This is a genomic window from Acidovorax sp. 94, assembly GCF_003634645.1.
Classification (GTDB): Bacteria; Pseudomonadota; Gammaproteobacteria; order Burkholderiales; family Burkholderiaceae_C; genus Acidovorax; species Acidovorax facilis.
This window is the reverse complement of the sequence record NZ_RBJA01000001.1, coordinates 4,822,692-4,843,716: the sequence shown is the minus strand read 5'-3', so window position 1 is coordinate 4,843,716 and position 21,025 is coordinate 4,822,692. Positions and strand designations below refer to the sequence as shown.

The following is a 21,025-nucleotide window of genomic DNA, read 5'->3' as shown; positions in this document are numbered from 1 at the left end:
ATCCAACCAAAGGAGACGTGCCATGAAACTTCATCACATTGCCGCGCTGGCCATCGTGGCCATGGCCGGAGGTGCTGCACAGGCGCAGCCCAGCCAGGGCGTGAGCAAGGACACCATCACGCTGGGTTCCATCCAGGATCTGTCCGGCCCGCTGGCGGGCTTTGGCAAGCAGGTGCGGCTGGGCATGATGCTGCGCGTGGACGAGGCCAACGAGCAAGGCGGCGTCAATGGCCGCAAGCTGGACCTGAAGGTGGAAGACTCGGGCTACGACCCCAAGAAAGCCGTGCTGGCCGCGCAGAAGCTCGTGAACCAGGACAAGATCTTCATGATGGTGGCGCACATCGGCACGGCGCAAAACCTGGCCGCCATGCCCGTGCAGTTCAGCAAGAACGTCATCAACTTCTTCCCGGTGACGGCCGCTCGGGAAATGTACGAGCCCTTCCACAAGCTCAAGTATTCGTTTGCCGCCACTTACTACGACCAGATCCGCCTGGCAGCCCCCAAGCTCATCAAGGAAAAGGGCGCCAAGAAGATCTGCACCATCTACCAGGACGATGAATTTGGCCTGGAGGTGATGCGCGGGGGCGAGGCGGCACTCAAGTCCATGGGCATGGACTTCACCGAGAAGACCTCGTACAAGCGCGGCGCCACCGACTTCTCTTCACAGGTCGCCAAGATGAAGTCGTCCGAATGCGACTTCGTGATCCTGGGCACCATCATCCGCGAGACCATCGGCACGATTGGCGAGGCGCGCAAGACGGGCTTCAACCCCACCTTCCTGGGCTCCAGCGCCGCCTACACCGACCTCATCCACAAGCTGGGCGGCAAGCCCATGGACGGCCTGTACGCCACCATGACGGTGCAGCACCCCTACCTGGATGAAGCCAGCCAGCCCATCCGCTTCTGGGCCAACAAGTACAAGACCAAGTTCAACGAAGACCCCACCGTGTTCTCGGTCTACGGCTACAACGCCATCGACGCCTTCATCAAGGCGGCCCAGAAGGCAGGCCCCAACCTGAGCACCGACAGCTTCATCAAGGCCATGGACACCATGGTGATTCCACCCGACATGTTCGGCAGCGCCGAGGGCACCTTTGGCCCACAAAAGCGCCTGGGCAGCGATCTTTCTCGCCTGTCGCAGATCACCGATGGCAAGTGGAAGGTGGTCTCCGACTACGTCAAGCCATGAGCGCCTGACCCACCTCCTTCAAGCCGCCTTCGGGCGGCTTTTGCGTTTCAGGGGGTGCATCCGGGCTCAGTCGGTGGCAGAATTTAACCAAGCAGTAACTTTGCATAAATAACCTGGTTGCCCCACCATGATCGAACGCACCCTCTTCCAGCCCGACCACCAGGCCTTTGCCGACAGCTTTCGCCGCTTCATCGACAAAGAGGTGACGCCCCACCACGCCGCCTGGGAAGACCAGGGCTATGTGGCGCGCGAGGTGTGGAGCCAGGCGGGCGCCAACGGTTTTCTGTGCATGAGCCTGCCCGAGGAATACGGTGGCGCCGGGGCCGACAAGCTGTATTCGGTGGCGCAGATGGAAGAGCTGGCGCGTGCAGGCACCACTGGTATCGGCTTTGGTCTGCACAGCGAGATCGTGGCGCCGTACGTCCTTCACTACGGCACTGAAGCCCAGAAACAGAAGTACCTGCCGCAGATGGCCAGCGGCGCCGTGGTGGGTGCCATCGCCATGAGCGAGCCGGCTGCGGGCAGCGACCTGCAAGGCATCAAGACCACGGCCATCAAAAGTGCGGACGGATCACACTATGTGCTGAACGGCAGCAAAACCTTCATCACCAACGGCTGGCATGCCGACCTGGTGATCGTGGTCGCCAAGACCGACCCGGCGGCCGGGGCCAAGGGCACCAGCCTGTTGCTGGTGGAGCGCGGCATGCCCGGTTTTGAAAAAGGCCAGCGCCTCAAGAAGATGGGCATGAAGGCGCAGGACACGTCCGAGCTGTTCTTCAACGACGTGCAGGTGCCGGTGGACAACCTGCTGGGCGGCCCCGCCATGGAAGGGCGTGGCTTCATCTGCCTGATGGAGCAGCTGCCCTGGGAGCGCCTGCAAATCGCCATCACCGCCGTGGCCGCCGCCCAGGCCGCCATTGACTGGACGCTGGACTACGTCAAGCAGCGCAAGGTCTTTGGCCAGAGCGTGGCGTCCTTTCAGAACACCCGCCACACCCTGGCCGAGCTGCAAACGCAGGTGCAGGTGGCCCGCGTGTTCGTGGACAAATGCTGTGAGCTGATCGTGCGCGATCAGCTCGACACCGAAACCGCCAGCATGGCCAAGTACTGGACGACCGACCTGCAGTGCAAGGTGATGGACGAATGCGTGCAGCTGTTTGGCGGCTATGGCTACATGTGGGAATACCCCATCACCCGCGCCTATGCCGACGCACGCGTGCAGCGCATTTATGGCGGCACCAACGAGATCATGAAAGAAGTGATTGCGCGGGCCATGGGCATGGGCAAATAACGGAATGCACCGCACCGTGAATAACGCAGTGCACGATGCCCTGCACAACGCCCTTCACAACGCACAAGTGGGCGCCGAATGCAGCTACAGATACCAGGCGGCGCGGGCCTCTTCGGGGCTGAGCGGCGCACCAGGGCGGCGGTCGGTGACATTCAGCCAGGAGCGTACACCCTGGCTGCCACTCAGCGCACGCATCAGCAGCAAGCCGGCACCAATGCCGCGTATGGCTGCTGAGCTGCGGCTGGGCGCCATGAAGGCCGCCACCGCCAGCGCACTGGATGCCGCCAGCACGACATGGTGCTCCAGCGCAAATCCTTCGCGCGTGTCGTCGTATTCGATGGCGCTGCGCGCGATGCGCTGCAATGCAGGGGATGTATTTCGTTCCATAGCCAGAAATGTAGATAGCAACCGCCGAAAGATAGTGCAAAAACCACTGCACCCGCGTCAGAAAGCACCTTGTAGTGGCGTGAGCCAGCCTAGCGGCTTTACCGCCGCACTGCTTGAAGTTTAGAGAAACCACCGGAGACCATTCATGACCGAAGCCTATGTATTCGATGCGCTGCGCACCCCGCGCGGCAAGGGCAAGAAGGACGGCACCCTGCACGAGGTCAAGCCCATCGACCTGCTGGTGGGCCTGCTGACCGAACTGCAAGCGCGCCACCGCTTTGATACGGCGGCGGTGGACGATGTCGTCATGGGCATCGTCTCGCCCGTGGGCGAGCAGGGCTCGGTGCTACCCAAGGTGGCCGCGCTCAAGGCCGGGTGGGACTTTCGCTGTGCGGGCGTGCAGGTCAACCGCTTCTGCGCCTCGGGCCTCGAAGCCGTGAATCTGGCCGCGCAGAAGGTGCGCAGCGGCTGGGAGGACCTGGTGGTGGCCGGCGGCGTGGAGAGCATGAGCCGCGTGCCCATTGGCTCCGACGGTGGCGCCTGGGCGCAAGACCCCGCCACCAACTCCGCAACGCTGTTCGTGCCCCAAGGCATCGGCGCCGACCTGATCGCCACGTTGGACGGCTACACCCGTGCCGACGTGGACGCCTTCGCACTCGAATCGCAGCGCCGCGCCACCGCCGCGCGTGCCGCGGGCTACTTTAAGAACTCTGTCGTGCCCGTGCGCGACTTCATCGGCCAGACCATCCTGGCGGAAGACGAATTCATCAAGCCCAAGACCACGCTGGAAGGCCTGGGTGCGCTCAAGCCCTCGTTCGAGCAACTGGGCGGCATGGGCTTTGACGCCGTGGCGCTGCAGCGCTACCCGCAGGTGGAGCGCATCCACCACGTGCACCACGCGGGCAACTCGTCGGGCATCGTGGACGGCGCCGCCGCCGTGCTCATCGGCAACGAGGCTGCCGCCAAGGCCCATGGCCTCACGCCGCGCGCGCGCATCGTGGCCACCGCGCTCAGCGGCGCCGACCCCACCATCATGCTCACCGGCCCCGTGCCCGCCGCCAAAAAGGCGCTGGCCCGCGCGGGCATGACCATCGACCAGATCGACCTGTTCGAAGTGAACGAGGCCTTCGCCGCCGTGCCCATGCGCTTCATGCGCGAGCTGGGCGTACCGCACGACAAGGTCAACGTGAACGGCGGCGCCATCGCCATGGGCCACCCGCTGGGCGCAACGGGCGCCATGATCCTCGGCACCCTGATTGACGAACTGCACCGCCGGGGCCAGCGCTACGGCCTGGCCACGCTGTGCGTGGGCGGCGGTATGGGCATCGCCACCATCGTTGAGCGCGTATGAGGAACAACCCCCTGAGCGGCTGCGCCGCTTCCCCCTTCTCTCATCGCTGCGCGATGGGAAGGGGACGACGCCACTGGCCTGGCAAAGCCAGTTCCACGGCGTCCGCTGGCCTCGGCCACGCTTCATCTAAGGCAGCGCCCCATAGCTGCGCTATGCCGCATTACAGATTCGGAGACATCAGCATGCAAACCATCCGCTACGAACTCATCCCCGCCCAGGGCACCGAAGGCCAGGTCGCCGTCATCACGTTTGACGAAACCAATTCCCCCGTCAACACCATGTGCCGCCAGTGGCAGCAAGAGCTGGGCGAGGTCACGGCCCAGGTGCTGGGCGACCGCGAACGCCTGGGCACTGCGCTCAAAGGCATCGTGCTGGCATCGGCCAAGACCAGCTTCTTTGCCGGTGCGGACCTCAAGGCCACCATGCGCCTCACGCCCGCCGATGCGCCCAGCGCGTTTGGCGAGATCGAGCACATGAAGAAGCACTTTCGCACGCTCGAAACGCTGGGCATCCCGGTGGTGGCCTGCCTCAACGGCGCGGCGCTGGGCGGCGGGTGGGAGGTAGCGCTGGTCGCCCACTACCGCATCGCCGTGGCCGACCCCAAGATCCAGTTCGGACTGCCCGAGGTCACGCTGGGCCTGATGCCTGGCGCCACCGGCGTGACCAAGATGACGCGCCTGCTGGGCCTGATGGGTGCGCAGCCCTACATCCTGGAAGGCAAGCTCTTCAACCCCGCCGAAGCGCTGGAGCTACAACTGGTGCACGAGCTGGTGGCCACGCGCGATCAGCTGCTGCCCGCCGCGCTGGCCCACATCGCCTCCCACCCGCACGCCGTGCAGCCGTGGGACGACAAGAACTACAAGATGCCCGGCGGCACGCCCGCCAACCCCAAGATTGCAGGCGCCCTCACCGTCGCGCCCGCCATGCTCAAGAAGACCACGCGCGGCCGCTACCCCGCGCCCGAGGCCGCGCTCGCCGCCATGGTCGAAGGCGCGATGGTGGACTACGACACCGCCCTGCGCATCGAAAGCCGCTACCTCGCCCGCCTGATGACCGGCCCCGTGGCGCGCAACATGATCAACACGTTCTTCTTCGACATGAACGCGATCAAGAGCGGCAAGTCGCGCCCGGGCACGGCCCCGCGCTACAAACCCCAAAAGGTCGGCATCCTGGGCGCCGGCATGATGGGCGCAGGCATCGCCTGGGCCCAGGCCAGCCGGGGCATCGCCACCGTGCTCAAGGACGTGAGCGCGGAGAAGGCCGAGGCCGGAAAGGCCTACAGCGCCAAACTCACCCAGGCCCGCGTGGACAAGGGCCGCATGACCGCCGAAGCCCAGCAGGCGCTGCTGGCCCGCATCACGCCCACCGCCAGCGCGGCCGACCTGGCGGGCTGCGACCTCATCATCGAAGCTGTGTTTGAAAGCCGCGACCTCAAGGCCAAGGTCACGCAAGAAGCCGAGCCGCAACTTGCGCCCGGCGGCTTCTTTGCCAGCAACACCTCCACCCTGCCCATCAGCGGCCTGGCCACGGCCAGCAGCCGGCCCGAGAAATTTGTCGGCATCCACTTCTTCAGCCCCGTGGACAAGATGAAGCTGGTGGAAATCATCCGCGGCAAACAAACGGATGACGAAACCGTGGCCCGCGCCTTCGACTACGTGCAGGCCCTGGGCAAAGTGCCCATCGTGGTCAACGACTCCCGCGGCTTCTACACCAGCCGCACCTTCGGCACCTTTGTGATGGAAGGCGCCGCCATGCTGGGCGAAGGCATCCCCGCCGCCGCCATTGAAAACGCCGCCATGCAGGCCGGCCTGCCCGTGGGCCCGCTGGCCGTGCTGGACGAAACCGCGCTGACCCTGAGCGTGCACGTTCTGGACCAGACCCGCGCCGACTACGCGGCCGAAGGCAAGACCTACACCGCCACGCCCGGCGAGTTGCTGGTGGAGCGCATGGTCAAAGAGCTGAAGCGCCCCGGCCGCGCCGGTGGCGGCGGCTTTTACGACTACCCCGCGGGCGCCAAGAAGCACCTGTGGGCGGAGCTGAAACCTCTGTTCGAAAAGCCCGGCGTGGAATGGAGCGTGCAGGAGATTCAGGACCGCCTGCTCTACCGCCAGGCCATCGAAACCGCGCGCTGCCTGGCCGAGGGCGTGCTGACCAGCGTGCATGACGCGAACATCGGGTCGATTTTTGGGATTGGGTTTCCGGCGTGGACGGGAGGGGCGATGCAGTTCATCTACGGCACAGGCGTGGATGCCTTCCTGCACCGGGCGGATGAGCTCGCGGCAAAGCACAGCGAGGGCTTCGCGATGGATGCGAAAGTGCGGGAGGTGATCGAGAAGTTCAGGCCCGCGTTGTGACGCCGGAGCACGGATTCGTGGTCAAGCCTATTCAGGCCTGAAATGCTACGTATTTGATATCTTGCGGCGCTTACACATCAAGCACCACAACCCCATTTCACTAGAAAGCAAAAGGGCCTTCTTTGCAAATTGATTACTCCACGATCAATTTGCAAGGATGCAACTGCTCACACAACGCATCGACCCTAGCTAGCTTGTCGCCCTGCAACTGGGGAAGAAGGTGAAAGTACCCGCCGCCCGCCACGTCGGGCCGCTGCACGCCCAAGCACGGCCCAGCCTCCTTCAACAACGGCAGCGCCTGCGCGATGAGCGGAGCCAGACGGGGATGCACGCCCCAAGCCAACACCAGCGGAGCCCCGTCCTGGCGTTGCAGTTCACGCGCCAGCTCACCACGGCGCCCGGCAGAGAAGATCGAATGGGCTTGGCCTAGGGCGGGATAGCGGCGCACGAACTCGCTGCTACGCGATTCATGCAGGTCGGACAAGTTGATGACGCGGACCTGTTCCCACCTCATGCGGTCCATCACCCGCATCACTTGGTATTGCGTTGTGTCGGGCTTGGCCAAGACCAGACGTTTGGGGGTGCTGCGCGGCGCGGCGCCATCCCAGCCGCCTTGCAAGGGCCAGGACGAGCCCGGATTCATCATCACGAAAACGGCGTTGGGCAGGCCTCGCCGCCCTTCACCCAAAGATGCGGCCCGCGCATGCGAGACCAGTTCCAGAACGCTGCGACAAGGCACGGGGCCTGCGTCCGTTGGCAATTCGTAGAAATGGCCGAAGGCGGCGAATCGCTCCTTAAGTTGACGCGCGGCAATGAACCGAGGGCTCATGGCGGGTACCAGTTCGCTCACAACAACCTCAACATCCCCCGCGCCTCCTGCGGCGAAGCCACTTCCCGTCCCGCGTTGCGCGCGTACTCCGCCAGCTTCTCAATCAACGGCCCATTCGAATCCGCCTTGGTCCCATCCGGCAGATAGAACGTGTCCTCCAGCCCCGTGCGCAGGTGCCCGCCCAGTTCGGCCACGCGCTGGTGCACGGGCCAGATCTCGCTGCGGCCGATGACGGTGGCTTGCCAGGGGGCGTCTTTGATTTTGAGCTTGAGCAATATGGGCAGCAGATCCGGGTCCGCAGGCATGCCGGATTCGACGCCCATCACAAAGTTGTATTCGGGCAGGCGCTCGGTGTACATGCCGGTCTGCACATACATTTCCACGCAGCGCACGATGCCGACGTCAAAGCATTCGAACTCGGGCAACGTGCCGGTCTCCAGCATCACGTTGATGAAGTCCTTGACCTTGGCGGGCTGGTTGTCGAACAGCATGGGCGGCCAGGCCCAGGTGCCGTTGCTGCGCACCTTCAGGTAGTTGAGCGAGCCGGCGTTGCACGCGGCCATCTCGGGGCGGGTGGCACGCAAGCAGTCGAGCGGGCCTTGGTAATTGGGGCCGACCACGCCGGTGGTCTGGTTGATGATCAAACCGGGGCAGGCTTCGCGCATGGCTTGCACGCAGTCGCGCGCCACCTGTGGGTCCCAGCTGGGCAGATGGCCCTTGCCGGGCTCCTGGTTGCGGAAATGCACGTGGACCACGGCGGCGCCAGCGTCGTAGGCGCGGCGGGCTTCTTTTGCCAGTTGCTCGGGCGTGACGGGCACGTGGTGCTGGCCGGGGTCCGTCAGCACGCCGGTGATGGCGCAGGTGATGATGGCTTTGTTGCCGTGGTCGGTGCTGTGCATGGGGCGTGTCTCCTTCAAATGCCGAGCTGCTTGGCAGCCAGGTCTTTCATGATTTCTTCCGCACCGCCGCCGATCATCATGACCTTGACCTCGCGGTAGATGCGCTCGCTGACGGTGCCGCGCATGAAGCCCATGCCGCCCAGGATCTGCACGGCCTGGTCGGCGCAAAACTGCATGGTCTGGGTGGCGTGGTTCTTCAATAGACACACGTTCGCTACCCACTCGGGGCCGGTGTGGCCCGCATCGGCCTGCGCGGCCACGGTTTCGCACCATGCGGCGGTGGACTGGATGCGCATCTGCATGTCCACCAGCTTGTGGCGGATGACCTGGTGCTCCACCAGCGCGGCGCCAAAGGTCTTGCGCTGGCGCGCCCAGGCCAGGGCCTCGTCGTAACAGGCTTCGGCAAAGCCCAGGGCCGATGCGGCCAGGCCAAAACGCTCGCCGTTGAAGTTGGTCATGATGATGCGAAAGCCCGCGCCCTCTTCGCCCAGCAGGTAGCGGGCGGGCACGCGCACGTTGTCAAACCGCAGGTGGGCGGTGTCGGAGCACAGCCAGCCCATCTTGTCGAGCTTGCTGCGCGACAGGCCTATGCTGTGGCCGGGGATAAGCAGCATGGAGATGCCTGCGCTGCCCTTGCTTCCAGCTTCTCCCGTTCTGACAGCTACCGTGATCCAGTCCGCGCGCATGCCAGAGGTGATGAACACCTTTTCGCCGTTGACGATGTACTCATCACCCTCGCGCCGCGCGGTGGTCTTGAGCTGGGCCACGTCGGACCCGCCACCGGGTTCGGTGATCGCCAGTGCGGCAATCTGCTCGCCCGCCAGCACCGGTGGAATGACCTCGGCACGCACCGCGTCGCTGCCATGGGCCAGCACGGGCGGCAAGCCAATGTTGTGCGACAGCAGGCTGGCCAGCACGCCGCCGCTGGCGCCGTGGCGGCTGAGCGCGCGCCACAGTGGCAGGCGCAGCTGGTAGGTGGCGGGCGTGCCGCCGTACTGCTCGGGGTAACCCAGGCCCAGCAGGCCCAGGTCGGCCGCGCGGAGGTACAGGCTGCGGGGGAATTCACCGGCCGCGTCCCACGCGTCCACATGCGGTGCGATCTCGGTGCGCGCAAAGCGAGTGACGGTGTCGGTGAGGGCAGTGCGGTCTTCGTTGCTCACAGGGGTCGCGTCGGACGTGGCGGTCATGCGGGCGCTCCTTGCGTGGCGGGTGCAAAGCGGGCCAGCACCTGGCCGGGCGAAACCTGCTGGCCGGGCGCTACCAGCAACTCGGCCAGCGTGATGGCTGCGGGGCTGGCCAGGCTGTGTTCGAGCTTCATGGATTCGATGACCACCACGGTGTCGCCCGCCGCCAGCGCCTGGCCTGCGGCCACAGGCAGCGCGACCACCTTGCCGTTGAAGGGCGCGCGCAGCTCCGTCGCACCGCCCGCCGCACCCGCGCGCGCAGCGGGTTCCCACGATGCGTCTTCCACCCAGCCGTCCACGCCGCCGGTGTGCCAGTGCCAGCGCCGGGGGCCCACCGCCACGCAGTGCACACCGCGCTGGGGCAGTTGTAAAGTCACAGGCTCCGCCCCTGCCTGTTCCACCAGCAGCCGCCCACCGCCCAGCTCGCGTACGGCGATGGAGTGCACCTCGCCCTGGTGGCGCAGCCGCAGGGGCCGGGCCATGGCACAAGGCAGGTCCGACGTCGGATTTGAAGCAAAAATGGCCGATAGCGCCGAAGGAATATGCACTGATAGCTCATCATTTGATAGCAACTGCTGCAGCTCCTGGGCATGCTCCGCCAGGAACGGCACCAGCGCCTGGCCGCTGGCAAACACGGGGTGCTGCAGGCAGGCCGCCAGAAACGCGCGGTTGGTGGGCAAGCCCAGCACGCGGGTGCCCTGCAACGCTCGGACCAGCGCGGCGACGGCCTCGGCCCGCGTGGGCGCGTGCACGATGAGCTTGCCCAGCATGGCGTCGTAGTGAGGCGTGACCTCTGCCCCTTCCTCCAGCGCGTGGTCAAAGCGCAGCGCGCCCGGCGCGGCCCGTTCAAACGCGGTAGCCGGTGGTGCGCTGAACTGCAGCACACGGCCGGTGTGGGGGCGGAAGTGCGCGTCTTCGGCACACAGGCGCACTTCGATGGCGTGGCCTTGCAGATGCACCTGATCTTGCGTGAGCGGCAGCGGCTCACCCCGCGCCACGCGGATTTGCCATTCCACCAGGTCCAGCCCCGTGAGCGCTTCGGTCACCGGGTGCTCCACCTGCAGGCGGGTGTTCATCTCCATCAAGAAGAAGTCTTCACCATCCAGCAAAAACTCCACCGTGCCAGCGCTCACATAGCCAGCGGCCTGTGCCAGCGCCACGGCGCAGGCGCCCATGCGCTCGCGCAGCGCTGCGTCCACGGCCGGACTGGGGGACTCTTCAATGATCTTCTGGTGGCGGCGCTGTACCGAGCAATCGCGCTCGCCCAGGTGGATGCACGCGCCGTAGGAGTCGGCAAAGACTTGCACCTCCACATGGCGCGGCTGCAGCAGTGCGCGTTCGATGAGCAGGTCGCTACAGCCAAAACCCGCCAGCGCCTCCGACCGGGCACTGGCCAGTGCGGCAGGCAACTGCGACAGGTCGGTGACCAGGCGCATGCCGCGCCCTCCCCCACCCGCCACGGCCTTGACCATGAGGGGCGTGCCGATGCGCGCAGCCTCAACGGCAAAACGTTCGTCGCTCTGGTCGTCGCCCGCATAGCCGGGCAGGCAGGGCACGTCCTGCGACTGGGCCAACGCCTTGGCCCCGGCCTTGCTGCCCAGCGCGCGGATGGCGCCGGGCGGGGGGCCAATCCAGGTCAGGCCCGCATCGACCACGGCCTGGGCGAAGTCGGCGTTCTCGCTGAGGAAGCCATAGCCGGGGTGCACGGCATCTGCGCCGGTGACACGGGCGGCGGCCAGCAGCTTGTCGGTGCGCAGGTAGGTGTCGGCGCTGGTTTCGCCACCCAGCGCTACGGCCTGGGTGGCTTCGCGCACGTGCAGGGCGTTGGCATCGGGGTCGGAATAGACCGCGACCGTTTCGATGCCCATGCGGTGGGCGGTGTGGATGATGCGGCGGGCGATTTCGCCGCGATTGGCGATGAAGATCTTTTTCATAGGCTGTGCCCTCGCGGCTCCATCGCCCGCCTGCACGCTTCGCGTGCGCGGGCAATTTGCTTCGCCATGCCTGCGGCATGAACGCCGCGATTGGCGATGAGGATTTTTTTCATGGCTTCGCACTCCAGGGAGGCGCCTTGCGCGCAGCAAACGCCGCCAGCCCTTGCGGAGCCTCGGGGCCACGCAGCGCCTGCGAAAAAGCAATTGCCGCTTCGTCAAGCAGCGCGGGCAACGGCGTTTCGGGTTGGGCCAGCAACAAACGTTTGGTGGCGGCTACAGCTTGGGGTGCGGCGGCGGCGTGGCGTGCGATGGCAGCCCGTACAGCCGCATCCATGTCGCCCTCCACCACGTCATCGACCAGGCCCAAACGCAGGGCGGCAGCAGCATCCCAGCGCTCCCCTGTCAGCAAACACCGCCGCGCAGCAGGCGGGCCAAGGCGCCGGACCACAAAGGGCGCGATCTGCGCAGGCACGATGCCCAACGTGACCTCGGGCGTGGCGAACTGCGCACCGCGGTGGGCCAGCACCTGGTCAGCGCAGCACACCAAGCCAAAACCTCCGCCCATCGCAGCGCCTTCGACCGCCACGATGAACCACTGCGGCAGCGCACACAGCGCCTGCAGCAGCGTGCCAAAGCGGCGGTTCAGTGGCACCAGTGGATCGGCTTCGCCGGCAGCCAGGGGCTGGCCGATGGTCTTGGAAAAACCGCCCAGGCTGCCCCCCGCGCAGAAGTGACCACCGGCACCTCGTAGCACCACGCCACGCAAGTCGGCATCGGCCGCTGCCCGTTCGCACGCGGCCAGCAGGGCGTCCACCATGGCTTCTGAAAGCGCATTGCGGCTGGCGGGGTCGTTGAGCGTCCAGGTTTCCACGCTACCGCTGCGCAGCGGATTGCGGTCGATGAGCAAAACAGTAGCGGTCATTTGCGTGCTCCATTGCTCGCGCTCAGCGGGCTGCATTCACTCCCTCGCCCCTCGCGGGAGAGGGCTGGGGAGAGGGGGAGCCGGACTGGGAGGCAGCGCCAAATCAGCCCCCTCTCCCCAACCCCTCTCCCGCGAGGGGAGAGGGGCAGTACTGCGCGCGCATCACGCTGCAGGGACAACCTTTTGCCTCTCATACGGGTCGCTTCGCAATGCCCATGAGCTTGGCGAGGATGCCCAGCATCACCTCGTCGGCCCCCCCGCCAATCGACGCCAGCCGCCCGTCGCGGTACATGCGCGAGACCTTGTTCTCCAGCGTGTAGCCCATGCCGCCCCAGAACTGCAGGCAGGTGTCGGGCACCTCGCGGTTCAGGCGGCCGGCCTTGAGCTTGGCCATGCTGGCCAGCTCCAGCACGTCCTGCCCGTTCACATACAGGTCGCAGGCGCGGTAGGTGAGCGCGCGCAGCGCTTCGACCTCGGTCTTGAGCTCGGCCAGCTTGAACTGCACCCACTGCTGGTCGGCCAGCGTGCTGCCAAACAGCTTGCGCTCTTGCGCGTAGTCGATGGTCCACTGGATGCAGTGGTTCAGCGATTCGAGCGTGCTGGCGGCGCACCACAGGCGCTCTTCCTGGAACTGCTGCATCTGGTAGATGAAGCCCTGCCCCTCGGCACCGATGCGGTAACGCTGCGGCACGCGCACCTCGTCAAAGTAGATCAAGCCGGTGTCGCTGCTGTGCATGCCGATCTTTCGGATCTTTTGCGCCACCTCGATGCCCTTGGTGAGCTTGCCGCCCGGGCCATCGCGCATGGGCACCATCACCAGGCTCTTGTTCTTGTGCACGGGGCCTTCGCCGGTGTTCACCAGCATGCACATCCAGTCGGCCTGCAGGCTGTTGGTGATCCACATCTTCTGGCCGGTGATCACGTAGTCGTCGCCGTCCTTGCGCGCCACGCTCTTGATGCCCGACACGTCGCTGCCCGCCGCAGGCTCGCTCACGCCGATGCAGCCCACCATGTCGCCCGCAATCGCAGGGGCCAGAAAGTTGCGCTTGAGCTCTTCGCTGCCATAGCGGGCCAGCGCCGGGGTGCACATGTCGGTCTGCACGCCAATGGCCATGGGCACGCCGCCGCAGTGGATGTGGCCCAACGCCTCGGCCATGGCCAGGCTGTAGGAGTAGTCCAGCCCCTGGCCGCCGTATTCCTCGGGCTTGCACAGGCCCAGCAGGCCCAGGTTGCCCATCTTCTTGAAGACCTCGTGCGCGGGGAAGATCTCAGCAGCCTCCCATTCGTCCACATGGGGATTGATCTCTTCGTCGATGAAGCGCTTGAGGGTCTTCTGGATCTCGCGGTGCTCGTGTGTGAACTGCATGGTGCTTGTCTCCTGCTGTTGCGTTTGTATGTTTGTGTGCCTGCAAACCTCGATCACGAAAGCTGAAACTGCCCCAGCGGCTGGGGCCGCCCGTTGAGCACCAGCTCCACCTGGTGCGCGCCGGGGTAGTGGGTGCGTGTGGTCATCTGCTGCAGCGACAGCGTCTTGCCCACCGCCACGGTGGCGCCGGGAGGTATGTCCAGCGTTTGCAGCTTGAACACCTTGGGCGCCGCGCCGCCGTGGGCCTTGACGTAGTGCACCTTCAGGTCCGCCAGCACGCGCTGGGGCTGGGGTGTGGGGTTGTGCAGCTCCGCCTCGATGCGCACCTTGTCGCCAATGCGTGCGCGGGCGGGCAGCACGCGCGCGGCCCGCACGTCCAGCGCCACAGCATGGCCCACGCCCAGGGCATCGAGCGCGCCAGCGTCGCCGCGTTTGATGAGAAAACGCAGGCCGTGGCGCACCAGGGCCTCGCGCGGGGCGAGTGCGCCTTGCAGCCAGGTGCGCGCGGTACCCACGGCCAGGTCGGGGTGGTCCTTGGCGATGTCGCCCAGGTGGTTGGCCACGGAGCGACGCACGTAGGACGATGGGTCATCCTTGAGCGCATCGAGCAACGGCAGGGCCAGTTGCGGGTTGTTCTGGAATGCAGGCAAACGCGGCGCCCAGGGCAGGCGGGGCCGCGTGCCTTCGCTCACCAGACGGCGCACATGGGCGTTGTCGTCCTGCGCCCAGTCGCGCAGCCGCGCTAGCGTGGCTCCCTGGTGGTGCAGCAGGTAGGGGCGGATGCAGAACTCTGCCGTAAAGCGCTGGGTGAGCGCGTGTTGCGCGGCCATGGCCGCCTCGAAATGCGGCAGGCCGTGTGTGCCGACGTAGATGCTGTGCGGCAGGTACAAAAAGGCGCTGTACGGGCGGTCACCCGCGTCGGGCTCGCCGGCGGCATCGAGGCCCATGGGTGGGTCCATCGAATCTACCAGCACGCCCAGCGCACGCGGCACGTCTCGCGGCAGGTGAGCATGCAGTGCCTGCGCAATGCGCTGGCCGCGCGCCATCAGCTCCAGCGATTCGTAGCCGGGCTCTACCTGCTGCAGAAACGCGGTGGTATCGAACTTGCGCCACGCGCGCCGCACCATGGCCGCAATGCACGGCGGCACGGTGTCGTTCAGCAGGTATTTGAGAGGCTCGGCCATCGTAGGGATTGCCTGCTCAGCGCTTACATCCGCGCCACGCCAAAGCTCAGGGGCCGCAGCGTGCGCGCCTGCGCCTCGGCACAGGTATCCAGGCAAAACGCCAGCACGGCGCGCGTGTCGCGCGGGTCGATCACGCCGTCGTCTAGCAGCAGACCGCTGGTGTAGAACGCATCGGCTTGGGCCTCGAACATGGCGACGATCTTGTCGAACTGGGCCTGCGATTCGACCGGGTCGGGCGTGATGCCTTTGCGCGCGAGCGCCGCCTCGGTCACGATCTGCATGGTGCGCGCAGCCTGTTCGCCGCCCATCACCGCCGTCTTGGCGCCGGGCCAGCTGAACAGAAAGCGCGGCGCATAACCCCGCCCGCACATGCCGTAGTTGCCCGCACCAAAGCTGGCGCCGCACTGGATGGTGATCTGCGGCACGGTGGCGTTGGTCACGGCCTGGATCATCTTGCTGCCGTGCTTGATCATGCCGCCCTGCTCGCTGTCCTTGCCCACCATGTAGCCCGTGGTATTCTGCAGGTAGATGATGGGGTGGCCCAGCTGGCACATCCACTGGATGAAATGCGTGGCCTTGTTCGCGCCTGCCACGTCGATGGGGCCGTTGTTGCTGATGAAGCCCACCGCATGGCCCTGGATGTGGCCCTGGGCGCAGACGGTGGCCATGCCGTAGCGGGCCTTGAATTCGAGCAGTTCCGAGCCGTCGACCAGCCGCGCCATCACCTCGCGCATGTCCACGGGTTGGCGCAGGTCGGCAGACATCAGGGACAGCAGGTCGTCTGCCGGCAAGAGAGGTGCGGGCGCGCTGGGTCGCGGGGCCGTGTTCCAGCCCAGCTGCGCGACCACATCGCGCGCCAGGCCGATGGCCTCACGGTCGTCCTGGGCCAGGTATTCGCCCAGACCCGAGACGGCGGTGTGCATCTCGGCACCGCCCAGTTCCTCTTCCGTCGCAATCTCGCCCGTCGCAGCCATGAGCAGCGGCGGCCCGGCCAGGAAGGCGCGCGAGCGGCCCTGCACCATGATGACCACGTCCGACAGCCCCGGCATGTAGGCGCCGCCTGCGGTGCCCGAGCCGTGCTGCACAGTGATGACCGGAATGCCCGCCGCCGACAGCCGCGCGAGGTTGCGGAACAGCGTGCCGCCGTGCACGAAGCCCTCCACCCGGTAGCGCATGAGGTTGGCGCCTGCGCTCTCCACCAGGTGGATGAACGGCAAGCGGTTTTGCAGCGCGATCTCCTGCACGCGCAAGATCTTTTCCAGGCCCATGGGCTGGATGGCACCCGCCTCGATGCCCGAATCGCTGGCCACCACCATGCAGCGCACGCCACTGACAAAGCCGATGCCCGCGACCATGCCGCCACCGGGCACAGACTTCTCGGCGTCTTTCACATCCTGCAGGTAGCCCGCCAGCGTGCACAGCGGCAACCAGGGCGCACCCGCATCCAGCAGCAGCGCCACGCGCTGGCGCGGCAGCAGCTGGCCGCGTTTTTCAAACTGGGGCAGCGACCGGGCCGATGCTGCGGCGGCACGCTCTTCCAGCGCGCGCAGCGCATCCAAGCGGGCCTGCAGTGCTGCGCGGCGCTGCGTGGCCTCGGCACTGCCTGGGTTGAATCGGGAAGTGAAGACGGCGGTCATGCGGCCTCGGTCTTGGGGGTGTGGGAAGGTGCAAACACCTGCGGCACCTGCGCGCGGTGAAAGCCGTCAAATGGCCGCACAGCCGGGTGTGCTGCGGCGGTGGCACCAGGCGGGCGCTGCGGCCAGCCCATACGCACCTGGGGCCTCGCGCCGTCCACCCGCAGCGTGGTGCCGCTGATGAAGCTGGCTGCCGGGCTGAGCAAAAAGGTGATGGCCGCCGACACCTCGGCCTCGTTGCCAAAGCGCCCGAGCGGCACCGTGCGCGGCATGGCACGCAGCATGTCTGCCGCCTCGGGCGGGTAGTTGTCCATGCCGCTGGAGGCGATGTAACCCGGCGCCACGGCGTTCACGCGCACACCGCTGTGCGCCCATTCCAGCGCTGCCGTTTCCGTCAAGCTGACCATCCCCGCGCGCGCAGCCCCGCTGTGCCCCATGCCCGGCATGGAGCCCCACATGTCGGCCACGATGTTGACTACTGAGCCGCCGTGCTGCGCCATCCACTGCCGGTAGCACTCACGCGCCATCAAAAAGCCGCCGGTAAGGTTGGTGTGCAACACAGCCTCCCAGCCCTTGGCGCTGATGGATTCGAGCGGCGACATGAACTGCCCGCCCGCGTTGTTGACCAGCGCATCGATGCGGCCCTGCGCAGCAAGGATCTGTTGCACCAGCGCGACCACACCTTCTTCCGAGCGGATGTCGCACACCTGGCAGGACACGCGACCGCCATCGGCAGTGATCTCTTCGGCCACGGCCAGCAGCTTCTCAGGCTTGCGCCCCACCAGCACCACATGCGCGCCCAGGTGCGCCAGTTCGTGCGCCGTGCAACGGCCTATGCCCGAGCCGCCACCGGTGACCACCACCACCTGGCCCTGGAACAGGCCCGGAGCAAACACAGACTGGTAGGCGTTGCGCGCGGTGGGGGCCATGGTGACTCTGCCTTGGTGGGGTTGTTTGTTATGAGCGGATGAACAAGGCCAGCGCCTCGTCGGTGAGCGCGTCGAGCGACTTGCCCTTTTTGGGCGAGAACCACTGCACCGCCCAGTTGAGCGCCCCAAAGATGAACAACCGCGCCACACCGGGCTCGGCCTGCAGCGCACCCTGCTGTGTCAGCGCTTCCAGCACAGGCATCCAGGTGGCCTCGTAGCTGTCCTTGATGCGGGCAATGCCCTTGCGCTGCGCAGGCGTGAGCGAACGCCACTCGTAAAGCATCACTGGGATGAAGCTACTGCGCGGCCCGAGCAGGATCTCAAAGTGGTGGCGAATGAGCGTGTGCAATTGCTCGCGCGGCGTGGCCGCGGCGGGCAGCGCATCGAGTGCCTGCTGCTGGCTTTGCGTGGCCATGGTCATGCCCTCGCTCATCACGGCGTAGAGCAGCGCGCTTTTGCTTTCGAAGTGGTAGAACGGCGAGCCGCTGTGCATGCCTGCCGCCGCAGCAATGTCGCGCGTGCTGGTGGCGGCAAAGCCCTGGGTGCGAAAGAGCTTGGCCGCGCCGTCCATGAGCTTGCGACGGCGGTTACCGTCGTCGAGTTCTTCGGCGGTTTTGCGGGGGCGGCCGCGGGGGCGGCGGGTGGGGGTTGCCTCTGCAGCGACTGCGTTGGCGTCGGAGGAAGCTACCGCCTTGCTGCCAGTGCGGGCCGGTGGTTTCTTGGGAGCGGGGGCGATGGCGCTGGTGCGCGGCACGGGTGAATCCATGCAGGCACGATAGCAAAACTGTTTATTTTTAGCAAGCAAGTGCTTTGTAAAAATAGATGACTTGTCTGATACTCATTGCGATGGGGTGCTGTTTGAGGTGCGGCGCTTGCGATTCATCCCTGATTTGTTATGTATTTGGAATCGAATGGAGTGCTTGTGCAAAGGACGGAGGCCGGGAGTCGCCCGGCATGCGAGTAACTTTCTTTCGCGTCGCCGAAAGAAAGTCACCAAAGAAAGGGCGACCCTACTGTCTGCGACCCCTTCGCTGCGCTACGGGGCAACCTGGGGTGCTCGGTCACGGGGTGCACCGCAGAACTCGCTGCGCGCCTTTGGCGCTCCGCTCGGACAACTGCGGTGAGTCAGTTCACGAAGCATGCGCGCTCCGACGCGCATGCCACCCCGCGCCCTGTGCGCCCCAGGCGCATCCAGAAGGGAACCCGCGAGTCGGACATCCATCCGGGCCATCGCTTTGCTCGGCACCATCTCGCGGGCGCAAGCGCCTCGCGCTGCGCAGGCGGGGCCGAGCGCAGCAATGGCCCGTGTGGCTGTTCGGCTGTTCGGCTCCCCACCCCTGCTGGCTGCGCCTGCGGCGGGGCGGTTGCGGGGTGAGCATGGGCGTCGCAGCGCCCATGCCTCGTGAACTGACTCGCCGTGGTTGTCCGAGCGGCGCGCGCCAGCGCAAAGCGAGTTCCACGGCGCACCCCGCAACCGCCCCGACGCAGGTTGCCCCTTCGCACCGCGAAGGGGTCGCAGACTGGGGGTCGCCCTTTCTTTGGTGACTTTCTTTCGGCGACGCGAAAGAAAGATACTCGCCCGCCGGGGCGACAACCCGGCCTCCGCCCTGAACACATGCATGCTTTTCAAATCAACACGCCAAGGCTTCGACAAGCTCAGCCCGAACGGTTGAGAAAAGACTCAAAACTACAAAAACAATAGCTGCTAGCGCTTGCTAGATAAGCGCCAGTAGCCAAATTGACCAAAATCCGAGAACCCAGAGAGCTCCGGAATCCGGCCGGCGCTTTTAGCGAAAGATCTCCGGCCCGCTGCGCGGTCCTCGCCGCTCACGCGGCGTCCTGATTTCAGCTCTTGCTGAAATCAGGCTTTCTCTTTTCCATAAACGCCGAAAACGCCTCCCGCGCCGCAGGCTCACGTAACATGCGCCCAAAGCTCTCGCCCTCTTCCGCCATCACCTCCAGCACCTTCGCCGTCTGCCCACCCTTCATCAACCGCTTGGTTTCGATGAGCGACGACAACGGCTTGGCTGCCAGCTTCTTCGCCTGCGCCTGTGCGACGCCATTGCACTCGGTCGGCGGCACCACGCGGTTGACCAGCCCCACTTCCAACGCGGCTTCGGCCATGAACGGCTCGCCCAACAGCAAGGCTTCCGCAGCGCGGTGGTACCCCAGCATCTGCGGCACCAACAGGCTGGATGCGGCCTCGGGGCACAGGCCCAGATTGACGAATGGCATGGAGAACGCCGCGTTGTCGCCCGCATAGACCAGGTCGCAATGGAACAGCATGGTCGTGCCGATGCCCACGGCCGGGCCGCAGACCGAAGCGATCACGGGCTTGGGGAAAGTGGCGATGCCGCGCAGAAAACGGAACACGGGCGAGTCCTGCGTGGCGGGCGGCTGCTGCAAGAAATCGCCAATGTCATTGCCCGCACTGAAGATCGCCACATCGCCCTGGAACACCACCACGCGCACGCTGGCATCGGCCTTGGCGGCGTCGAGCGCATCAGCCATGGCGGCGTACATGTCGCGCGTGATGGAGTTCTTCTTGTCCACGCGGTTGAAGGTGATGGTGGTCACGCCCGCTTCGGAGTGGACGAGGATGTCTTGGGTGGCTTCGGTCATGGTGATGGAGGTTCCGGGTCGGATGGATTGGGACGAGAGGAATGCGGTACGGCACAGGGCAACAGACCGACTTCCTATTCCTTGTAGTAAACGATCTGATGGCTGGTGGCCAGCATGGTGCCAGCCTCGTTCCACAGCTGCACGGTCTGGTCAAAGAAACCGTTGCGGAACTCCTGCCCGCGCGCCTGGCCGAGCAGGAAGCCCGTGCCCGTGGTCTGCAGCTGCTCTGCCGTGGCGTGGAAGTACACGGTGATCGACACCGTGCCCGCAGGCACCTGGCGCGCACGGCGCAGCCACACGCGGGGGAAGAACACATCAGCCAATGCGGACAGCGCCACGAAGTCGATCAGCCGCGGTGGTGTGTCGCGCATCCACAGCTGGGTCAGGCTGTGGTCGCCGCTGCCGTCCCAGGTGCGCGGGATGAAGCCAGCGATGGGGCGCATCTCATAGCGGTTGAGCCACTCCACAGCGCCCAAGGGGGCAACGATGGCTTTTTGCTCTGCAGGTGGGGGCACCTGCGGCATGGGCACATCGCCCACGCTCCAGGTCTCGCGGCGCACGGCCGTGACGGCGGTGGCCGTGGTAGTGACCACCTGCGCGCCGTCGGCACCGGCCTGCAGGATCGACAGCGTCCAGTGCTGGGTGGAGCGATTGGTGCGAACAGGAGTTGCCTGCACCGTGAACGCACCAGCGGTCAAAGCGCCCGCGTAGTTGACTGTGAGCGACAGCGGGTCGCCCAGCCGATCGGGGTGCTGCAAGATGGCCTGCAGCAGCGTGGCAGCGGTGATGCCGCCAAACGGGCCCACCATGTTCCAGTAACCGGGATGGGTCTGCCCTTCGTACTGGCCCGCCGCAGCGGACGAGGCCGTCAGTTGCAGCGCCTCGTCCAGCGGGTGGGTAGCGGAGGACGAAGACGCAGACGAAGAAATGGATGAAGAGGAAGTCATGCT

The 21,025-nt window shown here is 65.9% G+C and carries 17 protein-coding genes; 4 read left to right on the top strand and 13 right to left on the bottom strand.

The window, feature by feature from the left end:
* Positions 1-22: 22 nt before the first annotated feature.
* Positions 23-1,189, top strand: a complete 1,167-nt coding sequence (locus tag C8C94_RS22320; protein ID WP_057229165.1) for an ABC transporter substrate-binding protein — start codon at positions 23-25, stop codon at positions 1,187-1,189.
* A 127-nt stretch (positions 1,190-1,316) separates the two neighbouring features.
* The gene (locus tag C8C94_RS22315) at positions 1,317-2,480 is read left to right on the top strand and encodes an acyl-CoA dehydrogenase family protein (RefSeq protein ID WP_121422268.1); all 1,164 of its coding nucleotides are present in this window, start codon (positions 1,317-1,319) and stop codon (positions 2,478-2,480) included.
* Between the two features lie 84 nt (positions 2,481-2,564).
* Here the strand turns inward: C8C94_RS22315 and C8C94_RS22310 are convergent, their stop codons facing one another.
* Positions 2,565-2,867, bottom strand: a complete 303-nt coding sequence (locus tag C8C94_RS22310) for a hypothetical protein (RefSeq protein ID WP_225581100.1) — start codon at positions 2,865-2,867, stop codon at positions 2,565-2,567.
* A 145-nt stretch (positions 2,868-3,012) separates the two neighbouring features.
* Here C8C94_RS22310 and C8C94_RS22305 point away from each other — a divergent pair, with 145 nt between their 5' ends.
* Together C8C94_RS22305 and C8C94_RS22300 are read left to right on the top strand one after the other, a co-directional pair.
* Positions 3,013-4,218: an acetyl-CoA C-acetyltransferase gene (locus C8C94_RS22305; RefSeq protein WP_121422267.1), complete on the top strand. Its 1,206-nt coding sequence runs from the start codon at positions 3,013-3,015 to the stop codon at positions 4,216-4,218.
* A 182-nt stretch (positions 4,219-4,400) separates the two neighbouring features.
* Positions 4,401-6,572 carry a 3-hydroxyacyl-CoA dehydrogenase NAD-binding domain-containing protein gene (locus C8C94_RS22300; protein ID WP_121423033.1) on the top strand — a complete coding sequence of 724 codons (2,172 nt, stop codon included), beginning with the start codon at positions 4,401-4,403 and terminating at the stop codon, positions 6,570-6,572.
* 133 nt (positions 6,573-6,705) lie between these two features.
* Here the strand turns inward: C8C94_RS22300 and C8C94_RS22295 are convergent, their stop codons facing one another.
* The 12 genes from C8C94_RS22295 to C8C94_RS22240 all read right to left on the bottom strand — a co-directional run bounded on the left by C8C94_RS22295 (position 6,706) and on the right by C8C94_RS22240 (position 21,022).
* Positions 6,706-7,401, bottom strand: a complete 696-nt coding sequence (locus C8C94_RS22295; protein ID WP_147433293.1) for a DUF1643 domain-containing protein — start codon at positions 7,399-7,401, stop codon at positions 6,706-6,708.
* Between the two features lie 17 nt (positions 7,402-7,418).
* Entirely contained in the window at positions 7,419-8,300 is an 882-nt protein-coding gene (locus C8C94_RS22290) for a 3-keto-5-aminohexanoate cleavage protein (RefSeq protein ID WP_121422265.1), read from the bottom strand.
* 14 nt (positions 8,301-8,314) lie between these two features.
* A complete protein-coding gene (locus C8C94_RS22285; RefSeq protein WP_121422264.1) occupies positions 8,315-9,487 on the bottom strand; it encodes an acyl-CoA dehydrogenase family protein in 1,173 nt (390 codons plus the stop codon).
* Entirely contained in the window at positions 9,484-11,418 is a 1,935-nt protein-coding gene (locus C8C94_RS22280) for a biotin carboxylase N-terminal domain-containing protein (RefSeq protein ID WP_121422263.1), read from the bottom strand. The genes C8C94_RS22285 and C8C94_RS22280 overlap by 4 nt, the downstream gene beginning before the upstream one ends.
* A gap of 109 nt (positions 11,419-11,527) precedes the next feature.
* On the bottom strand, positions 11,528-12,340 hold the full coding sequence (locus C8C94_RS22275; protein WP_121422262.1) for an enoyl-CoA hydratase/isomerase family protein: 813 nt from the start codon (positions 12,338-12,340) through the stop codon (positions 11,528-11,530).
* Between the two features lie 190 nt (positions 12,341-12,530).
* The gene (locus C8C94_RS22270; RefSeq protein ID WP_121422261.1) at positions 12,531-13,706 is read right to left on the bottom strand and encodes an acyl-CoA dehydrogenase family protein; all 1,176 of its coding nucleotides are present in this window, start codon (positions 13,704-13,706) and stop codon (positions 12,531-12,533) included.
* A 53-nt stretch (positions 13,707-13,759) separates the two neighbouring features.
* Complete coding sequence (locus tag C8C94_RS22265) at positions 13,760-14,890, bottom strand: DNA alkylation repair protein (RefSeq protein ID WP_121422260.1); 1,131 nt, start codon at positions 14,888-14,890, stop codon at positions 13,760-13,762.
* Positions 14,891-14,913: 23 nt separating this feature from the next.
* Positions 14,914-16,527, bottom strand: coding sequence for an acyl-CoA carboxylase subunit beta (locus C8C94_RS22260; RefSeq protein WP_121422259.1), 1,614 nt, complete (start codon positions 16,525-16,527; stop codon positions 14,914-14,916).
* Positions 16,524-17,453, bottom strand: coding sequence for an SDR family oxidoreductase (locus tag C8C94_RS22255; RefSeq protein WP_121422258.1), 930 nt, complete (start codon positions 17,451-17,453; stop codon positions 16,524-16,526). Before C8C94_RS22255 ends, C8C94_RS22260 begins: the two co-directional genes overlap by 4 nt.
* 28 nt (positions 17,454-17,481) lie before the next feature.
* Positions 17,482-18,219: a TetR/AcrR family transcriptional regulator gene (locus tag C8C94_RS22250; protein ID WP_121422257.1), complete on the bottom strand. Its 738-nt coding sequence runs from the start codon at positions 18,217-18,219 to the stop codon at positions 17,482-17,484.
* A 1,079-nt stretch (positions 18,220-19,298) separates the two neighbouring features.
* Positions 19,299-20,075, bottom strand: coding sequence for an enoyl-CoA hydratase (locus tag C8C94_RS22245; RefSeq protein ID WP_056745366.1), 777 nt, complete (start codon positions 20,073-20,075; stop codon positions 19,299-19,301).
* 74 nt (positions 20,076-20,149) lie between these two features.
* On the bottom strand, positions 20,150-21,022 hold the full coding sequence (locus C8C94_RS22240) for an acyl-CoA thioesterase II (RefSeq protein ID WP_121422256.1): 873 nt from the start codon (positions 21,020-21,022) through the stop codon (positions 20,150-20,152).
* Positions 21,023-21,025 lie beyond the last annotated feature (3 nt).